Origin of the sequence: Xanthobacter nonsaccharivorans, from assembly GCF_043194755.2 — a bacterium.
Lineage (GTDB): Bacteria > Pseudomonadota > Alphaproteobacteria > Rhizobiales > Xanthobacteraceae > Xanthobacter > Xanthobacter autotrophicus_G.
The window spans coordinates 3,334,546-3,348,848 of record NZ_CM195526.1 but is presented as its reverse complement, the minus strand read 5'-3'; the positions used below and the strand labels follow the sequence as shown (position 1 = coordinate 3,348,848).

8 protein-coding genes are annotated in these 14,303 nt (G+C 71.4%); all 8 read left to right on the top strand.

The window, feature by feature from the left end; translation table 11 throughout:
* The first annotated feature begins 1 nt into the window (after nucleotide 1).
* The 8 genes from V5F59_RS15330 to V5F59_RS15295 all read left to right on the top strand — a co-directional run bounded on the left by V5F59_RS15330 (nucleotide 2) and on the right by V5F59_RS15295 (nucleotide 14,225).
* Nucleotides 2–1,216 (top strand): acetate/propionate family kinase, encoded by a 1,215-nt coding sequence (locus V5F59_RS15330; protein WP_393976073.1) that lies wholly within the window; start codon nucleotides 2–4, stop codon nucleotides 1,214–1,216.
* Nucleotides 1,217–1,226: 10 nt separating this feature from the next.
* Entirely contained in the window at nucleotides 1,227–3,512 is a 2,286-nt protein-coding gene (locus V5F59_RS15325) for a DUF3141 domain-containing protein (protein WP_393976072.1), read from the top strand.
* Nucleotides 3,509–4,315, top strand: coding sequence for an enoyl-ACP reductase FabI (fabI, locus tag V5F59_RS15320; RefSeq protein ID WP_393976071.1), 807 nt, complete (start codon nucleotides 3,509–3,511; stop codon nucleotides 4,313–4,315). Before V5F59_RS15325 ends, fabI begins: the two co-directional genes overlap by 4 nt.
* 237 nt (nucleotides 4,316–4,552) lie before the next feature.
* Nucleotides 4,553–5,665: an efflux RND transporter periplasmic adaptor subunit gene (locus V5F59_RS15315; protein ID WP_393976070.1), complete on the top strand. Its 1,113-nt coding sequence runs from the start codon at nucleotides 4,553–4,555 to the stop codon at nucleotides 5,663–5,665.
* Nucleotides 5,666–5,669: 4 nt separating this feature from the next.
* Nucleotides 5,670–8,831, top strand: coding sequence for an efflux RND transporter permease subunit (locus V5F59_RS15310; RefSeq protein WP_393976069.1), 3,162 nt, complete (start codon nucleotides 5,670–5,672; stop codon nucleotides 8,829–8,831).
* Between the two features lie 96 nt (nucleotides 8,832–8,927).
* Nucleotides 8,928–9,116: a hypothetical protein gene (locus tag V5F59_RS15305; RefSeq protein ID WP_393976068.1), complete on the top strand. Its 189-nt coding sequence runs from the start codon at nucleotides 8,928–8,930 to the stop codon at nucleotides 9,114–9,116.
* A 358-nt stretch (nucleotides 9,117–9,474) separates the two neighbouring features.
* Nucleotides 9,475–10,764 carry a metallophosphoesterase family protein gene (locus tag V5F59_RS15300; RefSeq protein WP_393976067.1) on the top strand — a complete coding sequence of 430 codons (1,290 nt, stop codon included), beginning with the start codon at nucleotides 9,475–9,477 and terminating at the stop codon, nucleotides 10,762–10,764.
* A complete protein-coding gene (locus V5F59_RS15295; RefSeq protein ID WP_393976066.1) occupies nucleotides 10,761–14,225 on the top strand; it encodes an AAA family ATPase in 3,465 nt (1,154 codons plus the stop codon). Before V5F59_RS15300 ends, V5F59_RS15295 begins: the two co-directional genes overlap by 4 nt.
* The last annotated feature ends 78 nt before the right edge of the window (nucleotides 14,226–14,303 follow it).

The following is a 14,303-nucleotide window of genomic DNA, read 5'->3' as shown; positions in this document are numbered from 1 at the left end:
CATGGCGAAGGTGCAGCTCGTTCTCAACGCCGGCTCCTCCTCCCTCAAGTTCCAGGTGTTCGTGGACGACGGGGCGGACGTGCCGAACCGTATCTATCGCGGCCTGTTCGAGGGCCTCGGCACCGAGCCCCATTTCAAGGTGAAGGACCACGAGGGCGCGGTGGTGGGTGAGGAGCGCTGGCCCGGCCACGGGGGCTTCGGCTTCGAGGAGGCGCTCGCCTATCTCTCCGACTGGCTCGCCGCCCATCGCGGCGGGCATCAGTTGACCGCGGTGGGCCACCGGGTGGTGCACGGCGGGCCGAACTATTCCCACGCGGTGCGCCTGACCCCGGAGGTCATCGCCGAGCTCGACGCCCTCTCCCCGCTCGCGCCGCTGCACCAGCCGCGCAGCATGGAGCCCATCCGCATCATCGCCCGGCGGGTGCCGGGCCTGCCGCAGATCGCGGCGTTCGACACCGCCTTCCACCACACCCAGCCGGAGATCGGCCAGCTGTTCGCCATCCCGCAGGCCATCACCGACGCGGGGGTGAAGCGCTACGGCTTCCACGGCCTTTCCTACGCCTATCTTGCGACCCAGTTCCCCAAGGTGGATGCGCGGCTCGCCACCGGCCGGGTGGTGGCTGCGCACCTGGGCTCCGGGGCGAGCCTGTGCGGCTACGAGGCCGGACGGTCCGTCGCCACCACCATGGGCTTTTCGGCCCTGGACGGGCTGATGATGGGCACGCGATGCGGCACCATCGATGCCGGCGTGGTCTTCTACCTCCAGCGCGAGATGGGCATGAGCGCGGCGGAGGCGGAGCACTTCCTCTACACCAAGTGCGGCCTGCTCGGCGTGTCCGGCATCTCCAACGACATGCGCGAGCTGCGCGAGAAGGCCGAGGCGGAGCCGGGGGCGCAGCGCGCCATCGACCTGTTCGTGTATCGCATCAACCGCGAGTTCGGCTCGCTGGTGGCGGCGCTGGGCGGCGTCGACGGCTTCGTCTTCACCGCGGGCATCGGCGAGAACGACGCGGCCACCCGCGCCGACGTGCTGAACGCCATCCGCTGGGCGGGCTTCGAGCTGGACGAGGACGCAAACCTGATCGGCGCCGGGAAGATCACCCGCGGCAGCGGCCCGCAGGCCTATGTGATCCCCACCGACGAGGAATGGACCATCGTGCGCGAGATGCGCGCGCTGATGTCCCGTGAGGACGAATCCCGCACCAGCGCCGCCTGAGGAGGCTCAGATGCATCCCATGGACATGATGAAGATCTATGGCCGGGTGGTGGAGATCTACCGCCTGCGCCTCGGCGAGGCGGTCGCCGCCTATGGCGAGGCCATGCGCGGGGCGGCGAGCGCCTTCGCCACGGCCGCCCGCCCGCAGGAGCCCGCCGCCGCATGGCGGGACGCGGTCTCCTACTGGAGCGACGCGGCCCAGCGCTCCCTCATCTACTGGGACACCATGCGCCAGCGCGGCAACAACTGGATTGCCCACGAGAAGGCCGGCAAGCCGCCGCTGCTCGCCTTCGACTACGAGATCATCGCCGACGCCCGCGGCTTCGAGCGGCCCTGCAACTATGCCCTCGTGCGCGTCGTGCCGCCGGAGGGGGTGACGCTGGACCCCGCCCGGCGGCCCTTCCTCATCATCGATCCGCGCGCCGGCCACGGGCCGGGCATCGGCGGCTTCAAGGCGGATTCCGAAGTGGGCTTCGCGCTGAAGGCGGGGCACGCGGTCTACATGGTCATCTTCTTCCCCGAGCCGGTGCCGGGGCAGACGCTGGCGGACGTGTCGCTGGCCGAGGCCGAGTTCCTGCGCACCGTGCGGGCGCGCCATCCCGATACCGACAAGCCGGTGGTCATGGGCAATTGCCAGGGCGGCTGGGCGGCCATGCTGGTGGCCGCGCTGGACCCCGGCAACGTGGGCCCCATCGTGGTGAACGGCGCGCCCATGTCCTACTGGGCCGGCAACGACGCCGAGAACCCCATGCGCTATGCCGGCGGCGTGCTCGGCGGCTCGTGGACGGCGCTGCTGGCCTCCGACCTCGGCGGCGGGGTGTTCGACGGGGCGTATCTCGTCGACAATTTCGAATACCTGAACCCCGGCAACACCTATTTCTCCAAATACTACGCGCTCTATTCAAAGATCGACACGGAGCCGCCGCGCTTCCTGGAGTTCGAGCGCTGGTGGGGCGGCTATTTCCTGATGAACCGGGCCGAGATCCGGTGGATCGTCGAGAACCTGTTCGTGGGCAACAAGCTCGCCGCCGGCAAGGCGGAATGGGCGCCGGGCAAGACCTTCGACCTGAAGGCGGTGCGCTCGCCCATCATCGTCTTCGCCTCGCTGGGCGACAACATCACCCCGCCGCAGCAGGCCATCAACTGGGTGGCGGACCTCTACCCCACCACGCGGGCGCTGAAGGATGCGGGGCAGGTGATCGTCGGCCTCATGCACCAGAGCGTGGGGCACCTCGGCATCTTCGTCTCGGGCGCGGTGGCGCGGCGCGAGCATGCGCAGATCGTCGACCTCGTCGAATATGTGGAGGCGCTGCCTCCGGGCCTCTACGGCATGACCATCGAGGAGGACCGCTCCTCCGGCGAGCTGAAGTATGACGTGACCCTCACCGAGCGCCTGGTGGAGGACATCGCCGTGCTGCAGAAATACGACCGGCGCGACGAGATCCCCTTCGAGGTGGTGGCCAACATCTCCGAGACGGTCTCGGGGGCCTATGAGGTGCTGGTGCACCCCCTCCTGTCCGCGGTGGTGACGCCGGAGATGGGCCGGGCGCTCCGGGCCGTGCATCCGCTGCGCGCCGCGCGCTGGGGCCTGTCGGATCTCAACCCGGTGCTCCGGGCGTTCGCGCCGTTCGCCGATTTCGCCCGCAGCCAGCGCACCCCGCGCGACGAGAAGGGCCCGCTGGTCGCCGCGGAGCATTTCGCCGCCACCTCCATCACCGCGGGCTGGGACCTCTACCGCCGCCTGCGCGACGCTACGGTGGAGACGGAGTTCTTCCGCCTTTACGGCACCTTCGCCATGCTGGACCCGGACCTCACCGCCCCCGTCCAGCCGGCGCTGGTGGAGCAGCCGCCGGCGGAGGTGGCGGCGGCCCTTGCCGCCATGCATTCCGGCGACTTCACCGATGCGGCGGTGCGGGTGGCGCTCCTCGCCCAGCAGCGCGGCGGCGGCCAGCGCCGGCTCTCCACCCTGAAGCAGATCCGCGACCTGGTGGGCCACGAGGTGGGGCTCATCGCCCTGCCGGCGGATGTGGCGCAGGCGGTCATCCGCCGCCAGTCCATCATTGCCGACCATGCGCCGCAGGAGGCCCTCGCCAGCCTGCCGGACCTCCTGAAAACGCCGCAGGAGCGCACCCACCTGCTTACCCTGCTGGACCGGCTGATGGCGAACATCGCCTTCGGGCCGGAGCTGACCGCCTTCACCGCCGAGGTGCGGCAGGTGCTCGCCGGGACGCCGCCGGCGGTCCCGGATGGCCGGGTGGTGCCCTTCCCCTCTTATGCAGCGGGGCAGGCCGTATGACCGCGACGGCGCCCGTGAACCCGGATATCGCCTTGCTCGGCTCGGCCCTCAAGGGCAAGCGCGCCCTGGTGCTGGGCATCGCCAACGAGCATTCCATCGCTTATGGCTGCGCCCGCGTGTTCCGCCATCTCGGGGCGGATCTGGCCATCACCTATCTGAACGACAAGGCGAAGCCCTTCGTCGAGCCGCTGGCGCAGGAGCTGGGCGCCAGCATCCTCGCCCCCTGCGACGTGAGCCGGGAAGGGGAGCTGGAGGCGGTGTTCGACCGCATCGCCAAGGAGTGGGGCAGCCTCGACATCGCCCTGCACTCCATCGCCTTCGCGCCGAAGGCGGACCTCCAGGGGCGCCTGGTGGATTCCTCCGCGGAGGGCTTCAAGGTGGCCATGGACATCTCCTGCCACTCGTTCATCCGCATGGCGCATCTGGCGGAGCCGCTGATGCCGCAGGGGGGCACGCTGCTGGCCATGAGCTACCACGGCGCCGACAAGGTGGTGCCCAACTACAATCTCATGGGCCCGGTGAAGGCGGCGCTTGAAAGCGCGGTGCGCTATCTCGCCTACGAGCTCGGCCACAAGGACATCCGCGTGCATGCGGTCTCCCCCGGCCCGCTGAAGACGCGGGCGGCCTCCGGCATCAAGGACTTCGACCTGCTGCTCGCGGAGGCCACCCAGCGTGCGCCCATCGGCGAGCTGGTGGACATCGACGACGTGGGCCTCACCACCGCCTTCCTCGCCACGCCGTTCGCCCGGCGCCTCACCGGCATGACCGTCTATGTGGACGGCGGCCTCTCCATCATGGGGTGAGGCTGGAAGCTGCCCCGTGGCCGGAGCCGCCGGAACGGCGGCTCCACAAGAGGACCGGAAGAGGATAATCTCTCTTCCATCGACTCGATCAAGTAGAACCATACCGCTCGACTGGCCCGCGCCGGTCCCGGTGCAATGAATAAAGTCCGCGCGACGCGGGGATCTTCCTCCGCGAGCGGTGCGGGCGAACGGGTGGTGCGCTCGGGCGCGCCCATCGGCTGGTTGGGGAGAATGGGCATGTCACGCGTCACCGCCAAGCCCGCCGCAGCTCTCGCGCTGCTGGCGTTTCTTGCTTCCCCTCCCGCCTTGGCCCAGCAGCAGGGCCCCATTCCGGTGGGCGTGGTGCCGGCGGAGCTGAAGCCGGTCTCGGAGGCCATGGAGTTCGTGGGCCGCGTGGAGGCGCCCGAGAAGGTGGACATCCGCGCCCGGGTGAAGGGCATGCTGGAAGAAGTCCTGTTCAAGGAGGGCGAGACGGTGAAGGAGGGCCAGCCCCTCTACCGCATCGAGAAGCCCCTGTTCGAGGCGGACGTGCAGCAGGCGGAGGGCGACGTGGAACGCGCCAAGGCGGCGCTCACCCTCTCCAAGATCCAGCGCGAGCGCGCCGAGGAGCTGCTCGCCAAGAATGCCGGCACCGCGGTCGCCCGCGACCAGTCGGTGGCCAACGAGGAATCCTCGAAGGGCGCGCTGCTCACCGCCGAGGCGGCCCTCAACACCGCCAAGATCAACCTCGGCTACACCGACATCGTCTCCCCCATCACCGGCCGCATCGGCCGCACCGTCTTCACCCGCGGCCACATCGTGGGGCCGGAGAGCGGGGTGCTCGACACGGTGGTGAGCCAGGACCCCATGTACATCACCTTCCCCGTCAGCCAGCGCGACTATCTGGAGGCGCAGAAGGAGGAGGGGAAGGTGGACCTCGCCAACGTGGAGGTCCGCGTCAAGTTTCCCGACGGGACCATCTACGACCAGCTGGGGCGCATCAATTTCGTCGACGTCTCGGTGAGCCGCACCACCGACACGGTGATCCTGCGGGCGGACGTGCCGAACCCGAAGGGCAAGCTGGTGGATGGCCAGCTGGTGCGCGTGGAGCTGAAGGCCGGCGCGCCCGAGGAGCGCATCGTCATCCCGCAGGCCGCGCTCATCGCCGACCAGGCCGGCGTCTACGTGTTCGCGGTGGAGGACGGCAAAGCGGTGGTGCGGCGGCTGAAGACCGGCGGCACCCTGGGCCCCAACGTGATCGTGATGGAGGGGCTGAAGGTCGGCGAGCCGGTGGTGATCGACGGGTTCGAGGCGCTGCGCCCCGGCGCTGCCGTGCGCGCCGTTCCTGCGAACACCAGCCTCAAGGGCTGAGCCGATGATCTCCTCCGTCTTCGTCGATCGTCCGCGGCTCGCCATCGTCATCGCCATCGTGACGGTGATCGCGGGCCTCCTGTCCATGTTCGCCATCCCGGTGGCGCAATATCCGGACATCATCCCGCCGCAGGTGTCGGTGACCACCGTCTATCCCGGCGCCTCCGCCGAGATCGTGGACGCCACCGTCGCCCAGCCCATCGAGGCGCAGGTGGTGGGCGTGGACAAGCTCATCTACATGAAGAGCGTGTCCGGCGACGACGGGTCCTACACGCTCACCGGCTCGTTCGAGCTGGGCACCGACCCGGACATCAACACCGTCAACATGAACAACCGCGTGCAGGTCGCGCTCTCCAAGCTGCCGGAGGACGTGAAGCGCCAGGGCGTGACGGTGAAGAAGAAGTCCTCGGCGCTGCTCGGGGTGCTGGCCATCTCCTCGCCGAAGAAGACCCTCGACCCGCTCTACATTTCCAACTACGTCACCATCAATATCCTGGACGAGTTGAAGTCCATTCCCGGCGTGGGCGATGCCTCCCTGTGGGGGCCGCAGGACTATGCCATGCGCGCCTGGGTGAAGACCGACCGGCTCACCGGCCTCGGCCTCACCGCGGAGGACGTGGTGGCCGCCATCCGCGCGCAGAACGTCCAGGCGGCGGTGGGGCGCATCGGCGCGCGGCCCATCTCCGACGACCAGCAATTGCAGCTGAACCTGCGCACCAAGGGCCGCCTCTCCAGCGTGGACGAGTTCGAGAAGATCGTGCTCCGGACCAATCCGGACGGCTCTGTGCTGCGCCTCGGCGACGTGGCGCGGCTCGAGCTCGGCGCTTCCAACCTCGACCGCGAGACCCTGTTCAACGGTGGTCCGGCGGCGGTTCTGGCGCTCTACCAGTCCCCCGGCGCCAATGCCATCACCACGGTGAACACCATCCGCACGCGCATGGCGGAGCTGGCGAAGGCCTTCCCCGACGACCTCGAGTGGAAGATCACCTACGACCCCACCACCTTCGTCACCGAAACCATGCACGAGGTGCAGAAGACCCTCATCGAGGCCTTCATCCTCGTGGTGCTGGTGGTCTACCTCTTCCTCGGCTCGTTCCGCGCCACCCTGATCCCGACGCTGGCGGTGCCGGTGAGCCTGATCGGCACCTTCATCGTGCTGAACGCCATCGGCTATTCGGCCAACACCGTGTCGCTGCTCGCCATCGTGCTCGCCATCGGCATCGTGGTGGACGACGCCATCGTGGTGGTGGAGAACGTCGAGCGCGTGATGGAGGAGCACCCCGAGCTCTCCCCCGCCGACGCCACCAAGAAGGCCATGGCGGAGATCACCGCCCCGATCATCGCCATCACCCTGGTGCTGCTCTCGGTGTTCGTGCCGGTGGCCTTCATCCCCGGCATCTCGGGTGAATTGTTCCGCCAGTTCGCCATCACCGTGGCGGTGGCCATGTTCCTCTCGGCCATCAATGCGCTGACCCTCTCCCCGGCGCTGTGCGGCATCCTGCTGAAGCCGTCCCACGGGCCGAAGAAGGGGCCCATCGGCTATGTCATGCGCGGCATCGACAAGGTGCGCGACGCCTATGGGGCGGCGGTGGCGCGGCTCGTGCGCTTCTCGATCATCGGCCTCGTGTGTGTGTTCGTGGCCTCCGGCGGCATCTTCGCCCTGTCCAAGATGACGCCCACCGGCTTCCTGCCGGAGGACGACCAGGGCGCCTTCTTCGTGGTGGTGCAGCTGCCCGGCGGCGCCTCGGTGGGCCGCACCACGGAGGTGATCCGCAAGGCCGAGGCCATCCTGAAGGAGGAGCATACGGTGGAGGACTACACCTCCGTCGTCGGCCTCAACTTCATCGACAATTACTCCCAGCCCAACGCCGCCTTCATCGTGGTGACGCTGAAGCCGTTCGAGGAGCGCAAGGGCAAGGAGCTGGGGGCGGACGCCATCATCGCCCGGCTCGGACAGAAGATGCGGCAGATCCCCGGCGGCACGGTGGTGCCGCTGGCGCCGCCGCCCATCGTCGGCCTCGGCACCGGCGGCGGCTTCTCCTTCGTGCTGCAGGACCTGAAGGCGGGCGATCCCAAGGTGCTGGCGCAGGTGCTGCGCGGCCTCATCATCGCCGCCAACCAGGACCCGCGGCTCGCCCGCGTGTTCTCCACCTATTCGGCCACCAACCCGTCCATCCAGCTCGACATCGACCGCGACAAGGCGCAGGTGCTGGGCGTGCCCCTCGACAGCGTGTTCACCGCGCTGCAGACGGCGCTGGGCGGGCTCTATGTGAACGACATGAACCTGTTCGGCCGCACCTGGCAGGTGCAGGTGCAGGCGGAGGCCGCGGACCGCAAGTCCATCGACGACATCTACCGCATCCATGTGCGCAACAATAAGGGGGAGATGATCCCGCTGCGCTCCATCGTCGAGGTGCAGGTGGAGGTCGGCCCGCCGGCGCTCATCCGCTACAACAACAAGCGCGCGGTCACCGTGCAGGGCGCCCCCGCGCCCGGCGTCTCCTCCGGGCAGGCGCTCGCGGCCATGGACGAGGTGGCGGCGAAGACCCTGCCCCAGGGCTTCTCCGGCGCCTGGACCGACACCTCCTTCCAGGAGAAGCGGGCGGAAGGCAAGACGGGGATGATCCTCGCCTTCGCCGTGCTGTTCGCCTTCCTGTTCCTGGTGGCGCTGTACGAGAGCTGGACCATCCCCGTCCCGGTGCTGCTGTCGGTCACGGTGGGCATGCTGGGGGCGTTCGCGGCTATCGTCATCGGCCAGCTCACCCTCGACCTCTATGGGCAGATCGGCATGATCGTGCTCATCGGCCTCGCGGCGAAGAACGGCATCCTCATCGTCGAGTTCGCCAAGGAGCGGCGCGAGCACGGCGAGGACCTGCTCCTGGCCGCCACCGAGGGCTCGCGCCTCCGGTTCCGGCCGGTGATGATGACCTCGCTCGCCTTCATCCTCGGCCTCTACCCGCTGGTGGTGGCGCAGGGCGCGGCGCAGATGGCGCGGCAGAACGTGGGCACGCCGGTGTTCGGCGGCATGATCGCCGCCTCCTTCCTCGGCATCTTCGTGATCCCGCCGCTGTATGTGATGTTCCAGGCCCTGCGCGAGAAGCTGCGCCCGGGCGCCCGGCCGAAGGTGGCGACGCCGCCGGCGGAAGGGGCGCCGCACGGGGGGTGAGCCGGGGGGCGGGCGCTCGGCGCCCGTCCTTGCCGCGCCGCAGCACCGCGGGCATACTGGGCGCATTCTTTTCAGTTCTTGCCCAGGATTTTTGCCATGCCCGTGAAGGAAGAGGATATTCAGCCCGGCAAATGCTACAAGACCAAGGGGCCGGAGAATTACAAGGTGGTGTCCATCACCCGCGGCATCGTCACCTACCAGACCTGGACCTCGCCCCTGCGCATCAATGTCGGCATCAAGCAGTTCGCCGACGCGGTCTACAAGGAAGTCGCCTGTCCCAAATAGGCTGGACACGAAGCGGCGCGAGCTGCCGGGCGGCACGGGCGCCGGCGCCCTCCGGCCGCGGCCGCGGGGCAAGCCGGGAGACGGGCGCCAGGGTGTGATCCGATCCATGGGGGACCGCGGCGCGGCTTCACATGATCGGTGCCTCCCCCTCGACCCTGAAGTCCAAACTCCCGTGAGCATTCCTCACGGGCCTTTGGCCAGGTGCGCGCGGCGCGTGAGCGACCCGCGCGGCGCCGGTCGAGGACCGGGGCCGGTGGCCTGAGGGGGGACGCGCTGTCCGGTCAGATTGCGGTGCAATCCGGTGGGCGCGTGTTCTATGGTGCCGCGGCCCCAGCCAAGCCGAGTCGCCCTGCCGCCCATGTCGTCTTCCTCCTTCAGCTTCCTCCATGCCGCCGACCTCCACCTCGACAGTCCCCTGAGGGGCCTTGCGCGGCGCGGGGCCGAGGCGGGATCGCGCGAGGGGGCGTTTCTCTCCCAGTTCCTCGGGGCCTCCCGCCGCGCGCTGGAGAACCTGGTGGACACGGCGCTCAAGGAGCAGGTGGCCTTCCTCCTCATCGCCGGCGACGTCTATGACGGCGACTGGAAGGACTATGCCACCGGCCAGTTCTTCGTGCGGCAGATGGGGCGCCTGGCCCGTGCGCAGATCCCGGTCTTCATCATCCGCGGCAACCACGATGCCGCCTCCACCATGAGCCGCGACCTGCCGCTGCCGGCGAATGTGCGGGTCCTTTCGGACACCGCGGTGGAAAGCGCGGAGCTTCCCGACCTGGGCGTGGTGCTGCACGGCCGCGGCTTCAAGGACCGCGCCGTGACGGAGAACGTCGCCCGTGCCTATCCGCCGGCCGTGCCGGGGCGCTTCAACATCGGCCTTCTGCACACCTCGCTGACCGGCCGCGACGGGCACAACACCTACGCCCCCTGCACCGTGGAGGACCTCTCCCGCGCCGGCTACGACTACTGGGCGCTGGGCCACATCCACCGCCGCGAGGTGGTGAGCCTTGAGCCCGCCATCGTCTTCCCCGGCAATCTGCAGGGCCGCCATGCCCGCGAGACCGGCCCCAAGGGCGCGACGCTGGTGCGCGTCGCCGATGGCCGCATCGCCGGGCTGGAGGCGCTGACGCTGGATGCCGCCCGCTTCGAGCACCGGCTGGTGGACCTCACCGGCTGCGCGGCCATGGCCGAGGCGGAGGCGGCGGCCCGTGCCGCCATCACCGCCGCGGTGGACGCGGCCGAGGGCCGGCCGCTGGCGCTGCGTCTCACCTTCACCGGCGCCACCGCGCTCCATGCCGGGCTGGTGGCCCGCTCCGGCCTCGCCGAGGAGATGCAGGCCCATGCCTATGAGGTTTCCGCCGAGCTTCTGATCGAGAAGGTGGTGCTCGGCACCAGCGGGCCGGACGCGGCGCCGGAGCTCGAGACCCCCGGCTTCGAGGATGCGCTGGCCGAGGTGGGGGCCGATGCCGAGTTCCGCGCCGAGATCGCCGCCGCCTTCAGGGAGCTGCGCGCCAGGACCCCGCCCGAGGTGCTGGAGGCCATGGGTCTTTCGGGCCTCGACGAGGAGGGGATGGCGGATGCGGCCATCGCCGCGGCGGGCGGGGAGATTGCCGCCCGCCTCGCGATGCGGGCGCAGGACGGGGAGGGCGAGCGATGAGGTTCTCCCGCCTCGGCCTCGACCGCTACGGTGCCTTCGCCGGCCGGGAGCTGGCGTTCGATCCCGCCGCCCGGCTGGTGGTGATCGAGGGCGCCAACGAGGCCGGCAAGACCACCGCGCTCCATGCCGCGAGCGACGCCTTGTTCGGCATCGAGGAGCGCTCGCGCTTCAAGGTGGGCGACGATTACAAGGACATGCGCCTGTCGGCGACGGTGGTGGCGCCGGGCGGCGCCTCCTTGTCCTTCGCCCGGCTGAAGCGCCGCCGCGCCACCCTGGTCGCGCCGGACACGGACGCGCCCTTGCCGGACGACGCGCTCGCGCCCTTCGTCGGCGGCCATGACCGGGCCGCCTTCCTCGAGATCTTCGGGCTCGACCAGGAACGCCTGCGGGCCGGTGGCCGGGATCTCCTGGCCGGCCACGGGGAGCTGGCCGAGGTGCTGATCACCGCCGCCCCCGGCCTCAAGCGCATCGCCGCGATGCGGGACGCGTATCTGGCCGAGGCGGGGCGGGTCTTCAATCCGGGCCGCCGCGTCGGCTCGAACCTCTTCTATCAGGCCTCCGACCGGGTCAAGGACGCCCGCGCCCGCATGCGCGAGGGGGCCCTGCGCGCCGACGAGATGCGCCGGCTGCGCGGCGAGGCGGAGGCTTCCGCCGAAGCCCGCCGGCTGGCGGTGGAGGCGGAGGGCGAAGCTGCGCGCGAGGCCGCCTGGGCGGACCTGCTGGCGCGCGCCGCCGGCGTGCTGCGCCAGATCGCGGCGGAGGAGGAGGCCCTCGCCGCCCTCGGTCCGCTGCCGGATGTGCCGGCCCCCTTCGCCGGGCAGGCCCATGCCGCCTTGGCCACGCTGGAGGAGGCCCGTGCCGCCTTCGAGCGCGCCGCCGCCGAGGAGGTCCGCGCCGCCGCCGCGTGCGCCGCCGTGGCGGTGGACGAGGCCGTCTTGTCCCGCGCCGAGGAGGTGGAGGCCTGCGACGAGCAGCGCTCCGCCATCCAGAAGGCGCGCGACGACCTGCCCAAGCGGCGGACGGAGGCCGCCGAGGCCCGCGCCGGCCTTGCCCGCATCGCCGTCCATCTCGGCCTCGCCGATGTGGAGACTCTGTGCGCCAGCCTGCCGGCGCCGCCCCTCGTGGCCCGCGCCGGGGACCTCGCCGTTCGCCTGACCAGGCTGGAGGCCCGCGCCGAGGCCCTGGCCACCGAGCGCGATGCCCACGCCCGTGAGACGGCGCTGGCGGAGGCGGTGCAGGCGGGCCTGGGGCCGGTGGAGGATCCCGAGCCCCTGCGCCGGCGCCTCGCCGCCCTCGACGGAGCGGAGGAGCGCGCCCGGGCCCTCGAGACCTTGGCGGCGCGCCTCGGGGCGGGGCGAACGGAACTGCGCGAGCGCCTGCGGCGGCTGGGGCCGCTCGGGCTCGATCTCGACGGCCTGTGCCTCGCGCCCCTGCCGCAGGTCTCCGCGGCGGAGGCGATGCTGCGCGCCGTCGCCGAGGCGGAGGAGGCCGTCGCCCGCCAGCATCAGGCGGCGATGGAGCTGACCGAGCAGGCCGAGCGCGCCCGCGCCCGCCATGCGGCGCTCGACGGCGGAGGCACGGCGCCCACCCAGGAGGCGGTCGCCGCCGCCCGCGCCACCCGCGACGCCTTGTGGAACAGGCTGCGCCCCCTCGCCTTGGCAGAGCGCGCGCCGATGGCGGACGACCGGGAGGCCGCCCGGGGTCTCGACGGCGCCATCGTCGTCGCCGATCGGATCGCCGACGAACGCCAGCGCGAGACCCACCGCCTCGCCGAGCTGGTGCAGGTGGCGCGGGAGCTGGCGGACATCGAGCTGCGCATCACCTTTGCCCGCACCGGCCTTGCCCAGGCGGAGACGCGCCGCGCCGGCGCGCTGCGCAACTGGGAGGGCCTCTTCGCCGCCTCCGGCCTCGCGCGGCCGGCGGATGCGGCAGCCATCGCCTTCCTGCGCGAGGCGGAGGCCATGCGCGAGGCGCGTTCCCTCCTGCTGCGGCAGGAGGCGGAAGGACAGGCGGCGCAGGCCGCGGTGGATTTCGACCGCGCCGCGACGGAAGAGCTGCGCCGGGACCTCGGCCTGCCGCCCCTCGGCGCCGGGCCGCTGCGCATGGCGGACCTGCGCGAGGCGGTGGAGCGCAAGGAGCGCCGGCACCGCGACGCGCGGGACCAGCAGCGCGATCTCGCGCGCCTCGCGCTCGCCCGCGAGGACCTGGCCGTCCGCGCCGCCGGGCTGGAGGAGCTGCGCGCGGCGCTGGCCGCCGAAGCCGCGGAGGTGCTGCCGCGCGTCGCCGTGCGTCCCGGCGCCCCGGCGGAGGAGGTGCGGGCCGCCCTCGGTCTCTGGCGCGAGGCGGAGACCCTGTCCGGCACGCTCGCGACCGCCGAGCATCGCGCCGCCACCATCGCGCGCGACGAGGCCGCCTTCGCCGGCCGGGTCGCCGCCCTGGCGCAGGCGGCGGGGGAAGACGCGGCGGGCGATCCGCTGGTGCTCGCGCGGCGCCTGCGGCAGCGGCTGAACGCGGCCAGGGAAGCGAGCGCCAATGCGAAGCTGGCAGGCAAGGAACACGGCGCGCGCAAGGCGGCCGCCGGCGCAGCCGCCGAGGCGTTGGCGCGGGCCGGGGCTGTCGTTGACGTCCTGAGAGCGCGCGCGGGGGACGTGCCGGCGGAGGATTTTCCCACCGTGCTCGAGCGGCTCGCGCAGGCGGCCGCCCTCGCGGTGCGGGTCGCCGAGGCCCGCCAGCGCCTTGCCGACATGTGCCGCGGCCGCGACCTGGAGGCGGTGCGGGCGCAGACCTCCGGGCGGGACGATGCCGAGCTTGCCGGCCGTGCGGCGGAAGCCGCCGCCGCCCACACCCCCGCGCGGGAGCTGCGGGACAAGGCGGTGGAACGCGACGCGCAGGCGCGGGCCGCCCTTGAGGCCTTCATCGCCCGTGAGGGCGCGGCCGATGCCGCGCAGGAGGAGCAGAATGCCCTCGCCGACCTTGCCGTGGCGGTGGAGGTCTTCAGCCGCAGCCACGTGGCCGGGCGCCTCCTGGCCCGTGCCATCGAGCGCTATCGCGAGGCCCACCAGAGCCCCATCGTCACCCGCGCCTCCGGGGCCTTCTCCGGCCTTACCCTGGGCCGCTGGAGCGGGATCGCGGTGGATTACGATGCGGATTCCCCCCGTCTCGCCGCGGTGCGCGGGGAGCGGCCTCAGGCATTGGACGGCCTCTCCGAAGGCACGGCGGACCAGTTGTTCCTTGCCCTGCGCGTCGCCGCCATCGAGGAGCACGCCCGGCGGGCGACGCCGCTGCCCTTCATCGCCGACGATCTGTTCGTGACCTTCGACGAGGCCCGCACCGAGGCGGGCCTGCGCCTGCTGGCGGAGCTGGGCGCGCTGACGCAGGTGATCGTCTTCACCCACCACGCCCATGTGGCGGAGGCGGCGCGGCGGGCGGTGGGGACGCAATGCCAGGTGATCCGGCTGTGACTGCGCGTCCGCCCGCCGGCCCTGCGGCTCCGGGCGGCTGAAACGGGCGTGAAACAGAGGTGGCCTAGCTTGCCCGCG